The sequence below is a fragment of the Gordonia sp. UCD-TK1 genome (genome assembly GCF_001691435.1).
Classification (GTDB): domain Bacteria; phylum Actinomycetota; class Actinomycetes; order Mycobacteriales; family Mycobacteriaceae; genus Gordonia; species Gordonia hongkongensis.
Genome location: NZ_LZMP01000020.1, coordinates 1 through 14,597, shown reverse-complemented (window position 1 = coordinate 14,597; position 14,597 = coordinate 1). Strand labels below are relative to the sequence as shown.

Annotated in this window: 13 protein-coding genes; 9 read left to right on the top strand and 4 right to left on the bottom strand. The window is 68.7% G+C overall.

The window, feature by feature from the left end; all coding sequences use genetic code 11:
• Positions 1 to 63 precede the first annotated feature (63 nt).
• Together A9310_RS12470 and A9310_RS12465 are read right to left on the bottom strand one after the other, a co-directional pair.
• On the bottom strand, positions 64 to 981 hold the full coding sequence (locus tag A9310_RS12470; RefSeq protein ID WP_065630930.1) for a TatD family hydrolase: 918 nt from the start codon (positions 979 to 981) through the stop codon (positions 64 to 66).
• Between the two features lie 214 nt (positions 982 to 1,195).
• Positions 1,196 to 2,029 (bottom strand): PhzF family phenazine biosynthesis protein, encoded by an 834-nt coding sequence (locus A9310_RS12465; RefSeq protein ID WP_065630887.1) that lies wholly within the window; start codon positions 2,027 to 2,029, stop codon positions 1,196 to 1,198.
• A gap of 181 nt (positions 2,030 to 2,210) precedes the next feature.
• Between A9310_RS12465 and A9310_RS12460 the strand changes: the two genes are divergently transcribed.
• The 7 genes from A9310_RS12460 (at position 2,211) to A9310_RS12430 (ending at position 11,449) form a co-directional block, all read left to right on the top strand.
• Complete coding sequence (locus tag A9310_RS12460) at positions 2,211 to 2,933, top strand: HAD family phosphatase (RefSeq protein ID WP_058251450.1); 723 nt, start codon at positions 2,211 to 2,213, stop codon at positions 2,931 to 2,933.
• Positions 2,930 to 5,287, top strand: coding sequence for a glycoside hydrolase family 65 protein (locus tag A9310_RS12455; RefSeq protein WP_058251451.1), 2,358 nt, complete (start codon positions 2,930 to 2,932; stop codon positions 5,285 to 5,287). The genes A9310_RS12460 and A9310_RS12455 overlap by 4 nt, the downstream gene beginning before the upstream one ends.
• A gap of 227 nt (positions 5,288 to 5,514) precedes the next feature.
• The gene (locus tag A9310_RS12450) at positions 5,515 to 6,210 is read left to right on the top strand and encodes a HEAT repeat domain-containing protein (RefSeq protein WP_065630886.1); all 696 of its coding nucleotides are present in this window, start codon (positions 5,515 to 5,517) and stop codon (positions 6,208 to 6,210) included.
• Between the two features lie 2 nt (positions 6,211 to 6,212).
• Positions 6,213 to 7,202, top strand: coding sequence for a HEAT repeat domain-containing protein (locus A9310_RS12445; protein ID WP_065630885.1), 990 nt, complete (start codon positions 6,213 to 6,215; stop codon positions 7,200 to 7,202).
• Between the two features lie 156 nt (positions 7,203 to 7,358).
• Complete coding sequence (metG, locus tag A9310_RS12440) at positions 7,359 to 8,933, top strand: methionine--tRNA ligase (RefSeq protein WP_065630884.1); 1,575 nt, start codon at positions 7,359 to 7,361, stop codon at positions 8,931 to 8,933.
• A gap of 15 nt (positions 8,934 to 8,948) precedes the next feature.
• On the top strand, positions 8,949 to 10,172 hold the full coding sequence (locus A9310_RS12435) for an aminodeoxychorismate synthase component I (protein ID WP_065630883.1): 1,224 nt from the start codon (positions 8,949 to 8,951) through the stop codon (positions 10,170 to 10,172).
• Between the two features lie 29 nt (positions 10,173 to 10,201).
• A complete protein-coding gene (locus A9310_RS12430) occupies positions 10,202 to 11,449 on the top strand; it encodes a helix-turn-helix domain-containing protein (RefSeq protein WP_065630928.1) in 1,248 nt (415 codons plus the stop codon).
• On the opposite strand, the gene rsmI is transcribed toward A9310_RS12430, so the two are convergent.
• Positions 11,373 to 12,317 carry a 16S rRNA (cytidine(1402)-2'-O)-methyltransferase gene (rsmI, locus tag A9310_RS12425; protein ID WP_065630929.1) on the bottom strand — a complete coding sequence of 315 codons (945 nt, stop codon included), beginning with the start codon at positions 12,315 to 12,317 and terminating at the stop codon, positions 11,373 to 11,375. The genes A9310_RS12430 and rsmI overlap by 77 nt on opposite strands.
• A 38-nt stretch (positions 12,318 to 12,355) precedes the next feature.
• On the opposite strand from rsmI, the gene A9310_RS12420 reads away from it, so the two are divergent.
• The gene (locus tag A9310_RS12420) at positions 12,356 to 13,876 is read left to right on the top strand and encodes a dolichyl-phosphate-mannose--protein mannosyltransferase (RefSeq protein WP_254661246.1); all 1,521 of its coding nucleotides are present in this window, start codon (positions 12,356 to 12,358) and stop codon (positions 13,874 to 13,876) included.
• Between the two features lie 24 nt (positions 13,877 to 13,900).
• Here the strand turns inward: A9310_RS12420 and A9310_RS12415 are convergent, their stop codons facing one another.
• A complete protein-coding gene (locus A9310_RS12415; RefSeq protein ID WP_065630882.1) occupies positions 13,901 to 14,317 on the bottom strand; it encodes a DUF5313 domain-containing protein in 417 nt (138 codons plus the stop codon).
• Positions 14,318 to 14,408: 91 nt separating this feature from the next.
• On the opposite strand from A9310_RS12415, the gene A9310_RS12410 reads away from it, so the two are divergent.
• The coding region (locus A9310_RS12410) for a GntR family transcriptional regulator (RefSeq protein WP_139104607.1) at positions 14,409 to 14,597 on the top strand (189 nt) is incomplete at its 3' end.

Sequence of the window (14,597 nt, the reverse complement as noted above, 5' to 3'; positions counted from 1 at the left end):
CGCCGGCCGAGTGGATCAGCACATCGGCCAGCTGGATCACAGTACGATAACGAACCGGCCAGATTATGGCAAAGGGATGCCGTAGACGCGCCGTGCGTTCGCCCCGAGGATGCGAGCCATCTCCTCGTCCGCCACGCCACGCACGGCCGCGAGGGCCCGGGCTGTGTACGGCAGACAATAGGACTGATTGGGCTGGCCACGGTAGGGATGCGGGGTCAGGAACGGCGCGTCGGTCTCGACGAGGATCTGGTCGTCGGGGACCAACTCGGCCGCGACCCGGAGCTCATCGGCGTTGGCGAAGCTCACAGTGCCGGCGAAACTGAGCATGAACCCACGCTCGACACATTCGCGTGCAACATTTCGGTCACCGGAGAAGCAGTGCATGATCACGGATTCCGGGGCGCCCTCCGCGGCCAGGACGTCGAGTAGATCCCGGTCGGCCTCGCGGTTGTGGATCATCAGCGGCTTGCCGACCCGCTTCGCGAGGTCGATGTGCCAGCGGAACGTCTCGTGCTGCACCTCGGGCGACGCACAGTCGTCGGACTTTCCGGGCCAGTAATAGTCGAGCCCGGTCTCGCCCACCGCGACGACTCGCGGGTGACGCACCATGTGCTCGAGCTCGGCGGCGGTCTCGTCGTTCAGATCGCCGGCATGCATCGGGTGCAGGGCCACCGCCGCGTAGACGCGAACGTCCCACTCCGCGGCGGCGACCGCCCACCGTGCATCGACCATGTCGTCGGCGACGGTGACCACATGGCCGACGCCGACGCCCAGCGCGTGGTCGCAGATCGCGCGGACCGTCTCGGCGTCGCGTCCGCCGCATGCAGCGAGGTGGGTGTGCGCGTCGACGAGGCCGGGCAGCGGCGCCGGGTCCGGTGGCGGTTCGCGTCGACGTCGCTTCTTGGCAGCCTTGTTGCTCAGGGTCTCGCCGCCACTCGTCTCGGGATCACCCTTGTCCGGGTCGCCAGGGGCGTCGCTCATGGCACCCACCTTGGCACAGCGCGCCGACACCATCCGGTGCGGTCCGACATCGCTAGTGGTGTGTCTCGGAAATAGGTGGCCGGTATCCGGTGGAGCGATCGGTGGTCTGGCAAGGCGGAGGAGGGAGGGATAGCGGAGCTATCTCGACCGACGACAACGCAGCCAGGCGCCGATCGAGCGCCGGAGACCAGTCGCTTATTTCCGAGACACACCACTAGAGCGTCACCGTGCCCTCGATCACCGTCGTCGTGTCGCCGCCGACCCAGATGTGCTCGCCGTCGTCGTGGACGTGGATGCGGCCGGCCCGACCGAGCGCCGCACCTTGCGCGGCGACGTAGGACGCCGGCGCCTGCCCGGTGGCACGCAACCACATGGCGATTCCGGCGTTGAGACTGCCCGTCACCGGGTCCTCGGGTACCCCGATGCCCGGAACGAACGCGCGCACCTCGCCGAAGACCTCTCCGTCCCCCGAGCCGTACCGCCCGAACAATCCGACCTTGTGATCGCCGAGGGCAGGGATGTCCGGGGTCACCTCGAGCACCCGCTCGCCCGATTCGAGTTGCAACACCATCCATTCCGGCCCGTTGTCGACCCACTCGGCCGCGCGGACCTCGGCCGTGTCGACCCGCAGCGCCGCGGCGACCTCGGTGACGACGGCGGCGTCGACGGGTCCGGACCGCCGCAACGGCGGCGCCGCGAAGGCCAGCCGTGCACCAGAGCGCCGCAGTCGCACGAGGCCGACGCCGCACTCCTGCACGATGTCCTCCCCCGCAGGCCGGCCGCCCGTCGTCAGCCAGGCATGTGCCGAGCCGAGGGTTGGATGCCCGGCGAACGGCAGCTCGCCGTCCGGGGTGAAGATGCGCAGACGGTAATCGGCGGCAGGGTCGGTCGGCGGCAGCACGAAGGTCGTCTCCGACAGGTTCGTCCAGCGCGCGAACGCGGCCATCCGGTCGTCGGGGATGTCGGTGGCATCGAGCACCACGGCAACCGGGTTACCACCGGTCTCGGTAGCGGAGAACACATCGATCTGAGCGAATCGTCGGGTCATCGGACCATCGTCTCACCTCCAGTTGTCGCCCGGTCAAAGCCTTTTCGGGCGCGCAGGCGTCGCCGGACGAACCGCTGTCCGGGACGACGCGTGCGATCGCGCGCCCGCGGCCGGCAGAAAACGCCCGGGGTGGCCACGCAAATCGCGCCGGAGTCGCCCGGGACGGGTAGCGTGGCGAAGCGTGTTGGGATTGCCAGATTCGATCACCGTCGCACTGTTCGACCTCGACGGGGTTCTCACCGAGACCGCGGTGCTCCACCGCAAGGCGTGGAAGAAGGCGTTCGACGCCTTTCTCGCCGCCCGTGCGGGCGGCGCAGACCACGCCGATTTCGTCGAGTTCACCGATCAGGACTATCTGGACTACGTCGACGGACGTCCCCGTGAGGACGGCGTCCGGGCCTTCCTCGCCTCTCGCGGAATCGACGATGTCGACGCGCAGACCGTGACCGCGATCGGAGACGGTAAGAACGACATGTTCCTGGTCAGCCTGGCCGAGGACGGCGGGCAGGCCTATCCGGGGTCCGTGCGATATCTCGAGGCGGCGCGCGACGCCGGTCTCCGGATCGCCGTGGTGACCTCCTCGAAGAACGGAGCAGCAGTGCTGGATGCGGCAGACCTGTCGAAATTCGTCGAGGTCCGGGTGGACGGACTCGACATCGTGTCGAAAGGCCTGAAGGGCAAACCCGCACCCGACTCGTTCCTCCTGGGCGCCGAACTGATGGGCGTCGAGCCCGCCGCGGCGGTCGTCTTCGAAGACGCCATCTCCGGCATCGCGGCCGGCAGCGCGGGAGCCTTCGGCTACGTCGTCGGCATCGACCGGGTCGGCGGCGGCCAGGCCGAGGCGATGCGTGCCGCCGGCGCCGACATCGTCGTGAACGACCTCGTCGAATTGCTCCCCGCATGACCGCCGAGCACGGCCACGACTTCGGCTTCGAGATCCATCCGTGGCAGCTGAAGTGGCGCGGTGGCGTCGATCTGGACATGTTGGGCCGAACCGAGACGCTGTTCGCACTGTCCAACGGGCACATCGGTTTACGCGGGTCCTTCGAAGAGGGTGAGCCGGTCGATCATCCCGGCACGTACCTCAACGGCTTCTACGAGCTGCGCGGCCTGCCCTATGCCGAGAGCGGCTACGGATATCCCGAATCCGGACAGACCGTCGTCAACGTGACCGACGGCAAGATCATCCGGCTGCTGGTCGAGGACGAGCCGATGGACCTTCGGTACGGGCGTACCGAGGAGCACGAGCGGACGCTGGACTTCCGGACCGGCACCCTGCGTCGTCACACGGTGTGGACCTCACCCACCGGCCGAAAGGTCCGCATCAAGTCCGAACGCCTCGTGTCCTTCACCAAACGCACGATCGCCGCGATCCGGTACGAGGTCGAGCCGGTCGACGAGGACATGAAACTCGTTCTGCAGTCCGATCTCCTGGCCAACGAGCCGGTTCCGGCACCGGGCAACGACCCGCGCCTGGCGGCGGCACTCGACGCCCCGCTTGTCTCCGACCTCGCCACCTGTCGCAACTACTGGGGCATGCTGGTCCACCACACCAAGAAGTCCGGCCTGCACATGGCGGCCGGCATGGACCACGAGATCTACTTCCCCGACAAGGCCGACACCTTCATCCGCGCCGACGGCGACCTGGCCCGGCTCACCATCGCGGCCAACGTGCCGAAGGGCAAGAGTCTCACCCTCACCAAGTACATGGGGTACGGCTGGTCGGCCCGACGCTCGGTGCCGGCGCTGCGCGCCCAGGTCGACGCGGCCCTCGCGATGGCGATGGAGACCGGTTGGGATTCGCTCAAGGCCGACCAGGTCCGGTACCTCGAGGACTTCTGGCGCGACGCCGACGTCGAACTCGACGGCGATCCGGAACTGCAGCAGGCGGTTCGCTTCGCGTTGTTCCATGTCCTGCAGGCCGGCGCGCGCGGTCAGTCCCGCGCGATCCCGGCCAAGGGTCTCACCGGCCCCGGCTACGACGGTCACACCTTCTGGGACACCGAGAGTTTCATCCTCCCGATGCTCACCTACACCGTGCCCGCCGCCGCCGGCGAGGAATTGCGATGGCGCCACTCCACCATGGACAAAGCGAAGTCCCGGGCCGCCGAACTGGGGCAACGCGGGGCCATGTTCCCGTGGCGCTCGATCAACGGCGACGAGTGTTCGGGGTACTGGCCCGCGGGCACCGCGGGCGTCCACGTCTCCGCCGACATCGCCAACGCCACCGCGCGCTATCTGCGGGCCACCAACGACGAGCAGTTCGAAACCGAATGCGGCGTCGAACTTCTCGTCGAGACCGCCCGGCTGTTCGCCGGCCTCGGGCACCACGATGTGAACGGTAAGTTCCGCATCGACGGGGTCACCGGTCCCGACGAGTACACCGCCGTCGTGAACAACAACACCTTCACCAACCTGGCGGCGCAACAGAATCTGCGCGACGCCGTGGCGGCGGTGCATCGCCGTCCGGATCTCGCCGAGCAGTTCGGGGTCACGACCGCCGAGGCGGCGCACTGGGAAGCGTGCGCCGACGACATGACGATCCCCTTCGACGACGCGCTCGGCGTGCACCAGCAGTGTGAGTCGTTCACGTTGTTGGGCGCCTGGGACTTCGAGTCGTCGGTGGGACGCTATCCGCTGCTGTTGAACTACCCGTACTACGACCTCTACCGCAAGCAGGTGGTCAAGCAGGCCGACCTGGTCTTCGCGACCTACCTGTTCGGGGACGCCTTCACGCCCGAGCAGAAGCTGCGCAACTTCGACTACTACTACCCACTGACCGTTCGTGACTCGTCGCTGTCGGCCTGCTGCGAGGCGGTCACCGCCGCCGAGGTCGGCTACCCCGATCTCGCCTACGACCTGCTCGCCGAGTCCGTGTTCACCGACCTGCACGACCTGCACAACAACGTCAGCAGTGGCCTGCACATCGCGGCTCTCGCCGGTGCCTGGACCGACTGCGTGGCGGGTTTCGGCGGTATGCGCGACTTCGGCGGGAACATCACGTTCGCACCGCGGCTGCCGAAGCGGTTGACCTACATGTCCTTCCGCATGATCATCCGGGACTCGAAGATCGTGGTGGCCGTCGACAAGGACAATGCGACGTACCGGTTGTTGTCGGGCCCGCCGATCGACCTGGCGCACCACGGCGAGAAGTTCACACTCGAGTCCGCGCCGATGACCATGCACATTCCGGAGCTGGAATACCGCGAACCACCGAAGGCCCCGCCGGGGTGCGAACCGTATCGCCGGGAGATCTAGTGGTGTGTCTCGGAAATAGGTGGCCGGTATCCGGTGGAGCGATCGGTGGTCTGGCAAGGCGGAGGAGGGAGGGATAGCGGAGCTATCTCGACCGACGACAACGCAGCCAGGCACCGATCGAGCGCCGGAGACCAGTCGCTTATTTCCGAGACACACCACTACATCTCAGCGCTTGACCTTCTCACTGTGTCAAGCGCTCAGATGGGTGGCGAAGGAGGTGGTCGACGATGACCGACCAGACAACCCACGCGTCCGACCCTGCCCTGCTGGCGGCGCTCGCCGCCGACGACGCCTCGACGAGGCTGCGGGCCGCGATGGCGGCGGGCAGCAACCCGCATCCCGGCTACGCCGAGGAGCTGATCCGACGCTGCGGCGTCGAGCCGGATTTCTTCGTGCGGGACATGCTGACCTGGGCCCTCACGCGGTTGCCCGCCGATCTCACGGTTCCCGGACTCGTGACCGAGCTGGGGTCGGCGTCCCCACAGGCGCGGGCCCAGGCCCTGCACACCCTGTCGAAGATCGGGGATCGATCGGCGTGGACGTCGATCACCCTCGCGCTCCTGCACGACACGGACGACGAGGTGGCGCGCGCCGCGTGGCGGACCGCCGTCGGCCTGGTCCCGTCCGGGCGGGAGACCTGGCTCGCGAACGAACTGGCCGGCGAACTCGGTCGTGGGAGCACGGACGTGCAGCGGAGTCTCAGCCGTGCCCTGGCCGGGCTCGGAGGCTTCGCCGCCGGACCATTGACCGCCGCGAAGAGGCGCGGCGATCTGACGGTACGGGCACACGTGGCCGCCACCGAGCGGTTGATCGACGACCCGGACAGCGACTTCGCCGCTGCGTTGGAGTACGCGACACGGTTGGTGAACAGCGATGCCGCGGCGGAGAATTCGTCGGCGATCGAGCCAGAGGACGGTACGTAACGGTGCTGATCGGCGAGGTGGCGCGGCATACCGGTCTGAGCAACCGGATGCTGCGCCACTATGACTCGCTCGGCCTCGTCCGGCCCACGGGCCGGACGTCGGGCGGTTATCGCGAATACTCCGACGCCGACCTCGAACGGCTGATGCACGTCGAGAGTCTCCGCTCGCTCGGACTGTCGCTGCGGGAGGTGGGACTCGCGCTCGACGACCCGGAGTTCGCGCCGGACTCGCTCATGGACCGGCTCGTCGACGACACGAAGGCGAGGATGGCCGCCGACGCGCAGCTCCTCGAGCGCCTGCAACATGTCCGGGCGACGGGTCCCTCGGACTGGTCGTCGGTGCTGGGCGTGATCGGTCTGCTCCGTGCCGTCCAGTCCGAGGATGCGGCCCTTCGTCAGCAGGCCGCACTGCTCGCCGGGGAGGTGGGCGTGTCCGGGGATTCGCTGGCCGACGCGCTGCTGGCCGAGACCGATCCCAACGTCGCCGGCGCGCTGCGCTGGGCCCTCGCGCAGCGGCCGGGCGGCATCGAGCGTCTCGCCACCAGCGCGTCGGACCCCGACCCGTCGATCCGACGCCGAGCGGTCACCGCCCTCGCCGCCATGGACGAGACCCCGGAGGTCGCCACGGTGTTGCGCGGCCTGCTCGACGACCCCGACACCGTGGTCCGACGCATCGCCGCCCTGACCCTCGGGCGTCGCGGCGTCGCCGCTGCGGTCGATGCACTGGTCGAGCTCATCGCAGCCGGCGACCGGGACGTCGAGGCCGCCGAGATCCTCGCCGGCCACGAGGCACATCGAGAACGGATCGTCGACCTGCTCGTCGACCGCCTGGGCGCCGACCCCGACGCGGCCGTCCGATCGAGGCTGGTGCAGGCGCTCGCCGAAATCCCCGGTACCGCATCGACTTCGGCGCTACAGGTGTACATCCATGATGCCGACGACATGGTCGCCCGGACAGCGGTCGTGATTCTGGACCAGCGGCCGGTGGACTGAGCGCCAGGTTCCATGAGCCGCAAACCCACTCCATTTCGGTGAACCCACGTCCACACCGGGCCGTGGGTTCACCGAAAAGGGGTGGGTGTGAACCGACCGAATCGGCCGGACCGGAATTGGGTCCGGTCGCGCGCGGTCGGTAGTCTGTTGGGCACTATGGCACCCGATCTGACCAGCCCTGATCCGTCCGGCGCGTCCCACGGCGGCGGACGCCCGTACTACATCACCACCGCGATCGCCTACCCCAACGGCGCTCCGCACATCGGGCACGCCTACGAGTACATCTCCGCCGACGCGCTCGCACGGTTCAAGCGGCTCGACGGGTTCGACGTCCGGTTCCTGACCGGTACCGACGTCCACGGGCAGAAGATGCAGCAGACCGCCGCTGCGGAGGGCATCCCCACCGCGGAACTGGCCAAGCGGAACTCCGACCGATTCCAGGCCCTGCAGGAACGCCTCGGGTCCAGCTTCGAACGCTTCATCCGCACCTCCGACGAGGACCACAAGCGGGCGTCGGAGGAACTGTGGAAGCGGATGAGCGACCGCGGCGACATCTACCTGGACAAGTACTCGGGCTGGTACGACGTCCGGGACGAGACCTTCTACGCCGAGGCCGACACCCGGGTCGACGAGTCCGGCGACCGCGTCGCGACCGACACCGGACACGTGCTCACCTGGACCGAGGAGGAGACCTACTTCTTCCGGCTCTCGGCATACCAGGACAAACTGCTGGAGCTCTACGAGTCCCAGCCGGAGTTCGTCGGCCCCGACGTCCGGCGCAACGAGGTCATCAGTTTCGTCAAGGGGGGTCTCACCGATCTGTCGGTGTCGCGCACGACCTTCGACTGGGGCGTCCCGGTGCCCGGCCATCCCGAACACGTCATGTACGTGTGGGTCGACGCCCTGACCAACTACCTCACGGGCGTCGGATTCGTCGACGACCCGGACGCCTTCGCACGCTTCTGGCCGGCCGACCTGCACATCATCGGCAAGGACATCATCCGGTTCCACTGTGTCTACTGGCCCGCGTTCCTGATGAGCGCCGGCGTCGAACTGCCGAAGCGGGTGTTCGCGCACGGATTCCTGTTCAACAAGGGCGAGAAGATGAGCAAATCGGTCGGCAACGTCGTCGACCCGGAGAACCTCATCGACGAGTTCGGGCTCGACCCGGTGCGGTTCTTCTTCCTCCGCGAGGTGTCCTACGGACAGGACGGTTCGTACTCCGCCGAGGCGATCGTGTCGCGTATCAACGCCGACCTCGCCAACGAGTTCGGCAACCTGACCCAGCGCACCTTGTCGATGATCGGCAAGTACTTCGACGGCACCCTGCCGGCACCGGGCGAACTGACCGACGTCGACACCGCGCTCCTCGCGCGTGCCGACTCCCTGCTCGACGCCGTGCGGGCCCACATCGACAACCAGGCCATCCACCTGGCCCTGGAGACCCTGTGGGCGACGCTGGCCGAGACCAACCGGTACATCTCGGCACAGGAACCGTGGAAGCTGGCCAAGACCGATCTCGAGCGCACCGGCACGGTTCTCTACGTCTGCGCCGAGGTCGTGCGCATCGTCGCACTCCTGAGCCAGCCGGTCATGCCGGAGTCGTCCAACAAGATCCTCGACCTGCTCGTCGCCGACGACGATCGTCAGTTCACCGCGGTCGCGAGCCGGCTGGAACCCGGAACCGTGCTGCCGAAGCCGACTCCGGTGTTCCCGCGATACGAGAACTGACCTCGCACACTCCGTATGGTCGCGTCGAACGGGGTGGGATCTGCGTTGCCCGGCCCGGTCGCGGCAGCGCCTGCGCTCGACGTGCTCCGCGCACTGCACGCCGAGACCGCCGCCCGTCGCCTGCCGCCACCGGCCGCGCTGATCGGTGACTGGTACGACGCCGACGCGGTCATCGCACCGTCGGTCGCACTGACGCCCGGCTGCCTCCCACCCGACGATCCCGACCGGTTCTGGTTCGGCTACCTCGGGTTCCCGGTGCGGCCGGACGAGGCGTCGTTGCCGGCGAACGCCGGCGGGCACACCGACGGCGTGCTCGTGCTCCGCGACGGCCGATGGGAGCCCGTCGGCACCGGCATCCCCGACTGGGCGACGGCGACCGTCCGTGCCGCCGGCGACCGTTCCTCGGCCCGGCCGAGCGCCACCACCCGATCGTCGGCGACGGAATGGCATGCTCCGGAGCGGGTTCCGCACCTCGCCGCCATCGCGAGGTGTCTCGACGCGATCCGGGACGGCGAGGTCTACCAGGCCTGTGTGTGCACCCGTTTCACCGGAACGCTGGGCGGCCACCCCGTCGACTTCTTCACCGAACTCGCGGGCGCCACCGCACCGGCGAAAGCCGCTTTCCTACAGGGCGATTGGGGAACAGTGGCGAGCCTGTCGCCGGAGACGTTCCTGCGCCGGACCGGCAACATCATCACGTCGTCGCCGATCAAGGGCACCCTGCCCGCGCACGCCGACCCCGACGCGTTGGCGGCGTCGGCCAAGGACATCGCCGAGAACATCATGATCGTCGACCTGGTCCGCAACGATCTGGGACGCATCGCGGTGACCGGCAGCGTGCGGGTACCCGAGCTCCTGTCGGTCGTGCCCGCCCCCGGCGTCTGGCACCTCGTCTCGCGGGTGGAGGCCATCGTGGCACCGGGCACGGGCAACGACGCCGTTCTCGCGGCGACGTTCCCGCCGGCGTCGGTCACCGGCACCCCGAAGCTGCGGGCGATGGAGTTGCTCGACGACTGGGAGGCCGATGCCCGCGGCGTGTACTGCGGCGCCATCGGCATGGCCGGACCCGACCGCGCCCTCGATCTCAACGTCGCCATCCGGACCGTGGAGATCGCACCCGACGGGGCCATCGCCCTCGGTGTCGGCGGTGGGATCACCATCGATTCCGACCCGGCTCGGGAATGGCAGGAGTGCCTCGACAAGGCCGCGAGCATCGTGGGGTCGCGCGGATCGGCATGATCGAGTGCCGCTTTGGGTACGATTTCGCCATGACTGTGCCCATCCGGTCGTCCACCGATCTCGCGGTGCTCGATCGTGATCTGCGCCGTGACCACGATGCCTTCATGTCCGGCGGCACCCCACGTGCCGAGGTCCCGGAGGATGTCGTCGAATCATGGGGCCGTGTCCGGTCGGGTCGACACCGGTCCACCGTCGACACGCACAATCCGGGCCACATCTCCGACGACGAACTCGAGACGCGCCGGGCCACGCACCCGCTGCGGGACGCGGTGCAGCCGCTGCAGCGGCTGTTCGCCCAGTCCGCGGACGACGCGTCGATGACCCTGGGCGTGTTCGACGCGGACGGCGTGCTGCTGTGGCGGGGAGGTTCCGCGTCCGTTCTCCCGGAGGCCGATCGACTCGACCTCGTCGAGGGCAGCCGCTGGGACGAGAACTCCACCGCCACCACGGCGGTGGGCCTCGCGGTTCATCTCCAGCGCCCGACCCGGCTGTTCGGCGCCGAGCACTACTACAGTTCGCTGCACGGACTCTTCTGCACCGCGGTGCCGGTGCACGACCACCGCACCGGCGACATGATCGCCATCGCCGGCCTGGCGGGCCCGGCCATGGAGATGCAGCCGGCGGCATCGGCGTTCACCTCGGCGCTGGCCGCACTCGGCGAACACGAGATCACCCTTGCCCACCAGCGAGAGCTCGCCGAACTCCGGTTCACCGGCCAGGCGCAGTTGGCCGGCCTGCACGGACCGGGACTGCTCATCGACGACGACGGGTGGGTGGCCGAAGGACGCGGCTGCACCCCGCCCGTGCGCGTCGCGGTGCCGACGGACGACATGCGTCAGTTCGTGCCGGGACTGGGGATCTGTGTGGTCGAACGTCTCGGCCGCGGATGGCTGGTGCGTCCGGCGGGTCCGTCCGGCCCGGTCCTGGCCGAGCTCTCCCTCGACGGTGAGCCGACGGTCACGGTGACCGGCGACGGTGAACCGTGGCGCACCGTCCTGACCCGTCGCCACGCCCAGATCCTGCTGTTGCTCGCCGACGCCGGCGAGCAGGGCCTCACCTCACAGCGGTTGAGCCAGCTGCTCTTCGGCGACGACGGCCACACGGTGAGCGTGCGCGCCGAACTGTCGCGGCTGCGCCGGGTGGTCGGCGCGCTCGTCTCGAGCCGCCCCTACCGCCTCGCGCCGCGGGTGGAGTTGCGCGTCAGCCCGGATCAGCTCGACGTCTTTCRAGCACCTGCTGGTAGACGTCGCGTCGAGAGGCAGCGGAACCCTGCGTGACCGCGGCGCAGGCGTCTTTGAGGCGCATGCCGTCGGCCACGAGTTCCTCGGCTCGATCGGCGAGGTCGTCGATGACGGGTTCGGCCGCGACGGCACCCGCGATCACGACGGTGATCTCGCCGCGGACGCCCCCACTCGCCCATTCCGCGAGTTCGGCGAGTCCGCCGCGCCGGACCTCCTCGTAGGTCTTGGTCATCTCACGGCACACCGCCGCGCGACGGTCCGGACCGAGGATCTCGGCCGCGGCCGCCAGCGTGTCGGCGAGCCGGTGCGGTGATTCGAAGAAGACCGCGGTCCGGGGCTGGGACACCAGTTCACGCAGCCACGCGGCCCGTGCGCCGGGCTTGCGGGGAGCGAACCCCTCGAAACAGAACCGCTCGGAGGGCAGTGCCGACACCGCGAGGGCCGTCGTCACCGCCGACGGCCCGGGCAGTGCCGTGACCGGTAGTCCCGCGTCCGCGCATGCCACGACGACGCGGTACCCGGGATCGCTGACCGACGGCATCCCGGCGTCGGTGATGAGCAGTACGGTCTGCCCCTCGGCGATCGCGCTGACGAGACCCGGCGTCCGAGCGGCCTCGACCTGGTCGTAATAGCTGACCAACCGTCCGCCGATCTCGACATCGAGCGCCGCGGCCAGCGCACGGGCGCGACGGGTGTCCTCGGCGGCGACGATGTCCGCGGTCCGCAGCGCCGCACGCAGACGCGGCGAGGCGTCGTCGACCTGTCCCATCGGGGTGGCCGCCAACACCAGCCGGCCGCGCGCGTCCGATGAGTGACCGGGACCGGGATCGGCGCCCCCGGTGGCGTCAGGAGACACGGTCGTATCGTCGTCGAGCTGGGGCGAGTCGGACTGGGCGGCGTTCATCGACAGCCAGCTTACGAGGGACCACTAGGATCGATCGGGTGCCACCTCGCCTGGGCCCGGACGTGCCCGCACCGCTCTTCGGTGCCCCCGACCGCGGGCGTGGACTCCTCGTCGGCGTGGTCATCGCATTGCTGGCCACCATCACCCGCTTCTGGGCCCTGACCCACCCCACTGACAAGGGCACACCGGTCTTCGACGAGAAGCACTACGTCCCGCAGGGCTGGCAGGTGCTGACCGGCGGCAACTGGATCGAGGACAACCCGGCGTACGGCCTCGTCGTGCATCCGCCGGTCGGCAAGTGGATGCTGGCCGCCTCGGAGGCGGTCTTCGGTTACGGACCGCTCGGATGGCGCGTCGCACCGGCCATCTCGGGCGTCCTCATCGTCGTGTTGATCTACTGTGCGGTTCGTCGGCTCACGCGTTCGACGCTCGTCGGAGCGATCGCGGGTGTGTTCGCGATCTGCGACGGCGTGCTGTTCGTGCAGTCGCGGATGGGCATGCTCGACATCTTCCAGACGCTGTTCATCGTGGCCACCTTCGCCGCGCTCGTCGCCGACCGCGACCAGGTCCGGGAGCGTATGGACCGCGTGTACCGCGAGGGCCGCATCGCCGACAGTCCCTTCGGGCCGCGCCTCGGCTTCCGGTGGTACCGGTTCGTCGCCGGCGTGATGCTGGGGCTCAACTGCGGCACCAAGTGGTCGGGCATCTACTACGTCATCTTCTTCACCGCACTGGCGATCGGCTTCGACGTCGCCGCCCGCCGGGCGTACCACGTGCAGCGCCCCTGGGTGGGCACCCTGGTGCGCGACGTCGTACCGAGCGGCGCGAGCCTCGCGGTGATGCCGGTCGTCATCTACTTCCTGACCTACCTGCCCTGGTTCAACAGCGAGACGGCCGTCTACCGCTATCAGGTGGGCAACACGATCGGTACCGACGGACCGTTCGCCTGGGTCCCGGGCGCCTGGCGATCGCTGTGGTACTACGAGTCGGGAATCCTCGAATTCCATTCGGGGCTGACCAATTCGGCGGGCAACCAGCATCCGTGGGAGTCCAAGCCGTGGACGTGGCCGATGAGCCTGCGCCCCATGCTCTACGCGCTCGAGAACGGTCCCGACCAGTGCGGCGCGGGCGAGTGCGTGCGCGCGCAGATGCTGATCGGGTCACCGGCTCTCTGGTGGCTGGCCTTGCCGATGCTGCTGTGGGGACTGTGGTCGTGGATCGTGCGGCGTGACTGGCGGTACGCGGCGGTCCTGGTCGGCTACCTCGCCGGGATCCTGCCGTGGTTCCTCGCCCTGGACCGGCAGATGTACTTCTTCTATGCGACCGTGCTGGCGCCGTTCCTGGTGATGGGCCTCGCGCTGTGCTGCGGCGACCTGCTGCGTTCGGCTGCGGCGACTGCCCGCGCCCGGCCCGAGCGTCGGGCCCTCGCGATCATGGTGGTGGCGATCTACGTGGGTCTGGTCGTCACCAACTTCGTGTGGTTGTGGCCGATCCTCACCGCTTCCCCGATCTCGCCCGGCCTGTGGCGGCAGCAGATCTGGCTGCCGAGCTGGGGCTGAGCAACCGTGACGCGGCCTGGTCCCCTACCGGGAGACGGACACCGGCCGGCCGTTCTCGCCGCGGTATTTCCGGTGGTACTCGGCGTACAGGTCGGCGTTCTTCACACGATCGACGGCGTTGACGAGCTCGGGGTCCAGTCCGTGCTGGACCAGTCGGTAGCGACGGTAGACCCGGTTCAGGGCGATGGAGAAGAACAGGTACGACAGCAGGATCGGCATCGTCATGGTGATCCGCACTCCCCACGGGGCGGGGACGAACAACATCGGCAGCAGGAGCAGGATGCACGGTATCGACCACCGGGCGACCATCCGCACGGACGCACCGGGACCGGCGAGGTCGTTGCGCACCCAGTCCGTCATCGACGCGGGCAGTCGCCCGCCGTACCAGTAGGCGACCTGGCGCACCCAGGCCGGACGGGCGGATTCGGGACTTCGGTTCATGGCGCACAACTCCTGATCTCGGTGCCGTGCGACCACCGTAGCATTTGTCCTAGGACAAAAGAACGTGATCTTGATCAGCAGGGAGGTCGTGGTGAGCGTCGTGATCACCGGGCAGACGGTGCAGGCCATCGTCCAGAGCGTGCGAGACGCCATCGTCTCCGGTCGTCTGCGACCGGGCGACTCGTTGCCGCCGATCCGTGAACTCGCAACCGAGTTGGGAGTCAACCGCAACACGGTCGCCGCTGCGTACCGGCAGCTCGTCTCGGTGGGCGCCGCGGAC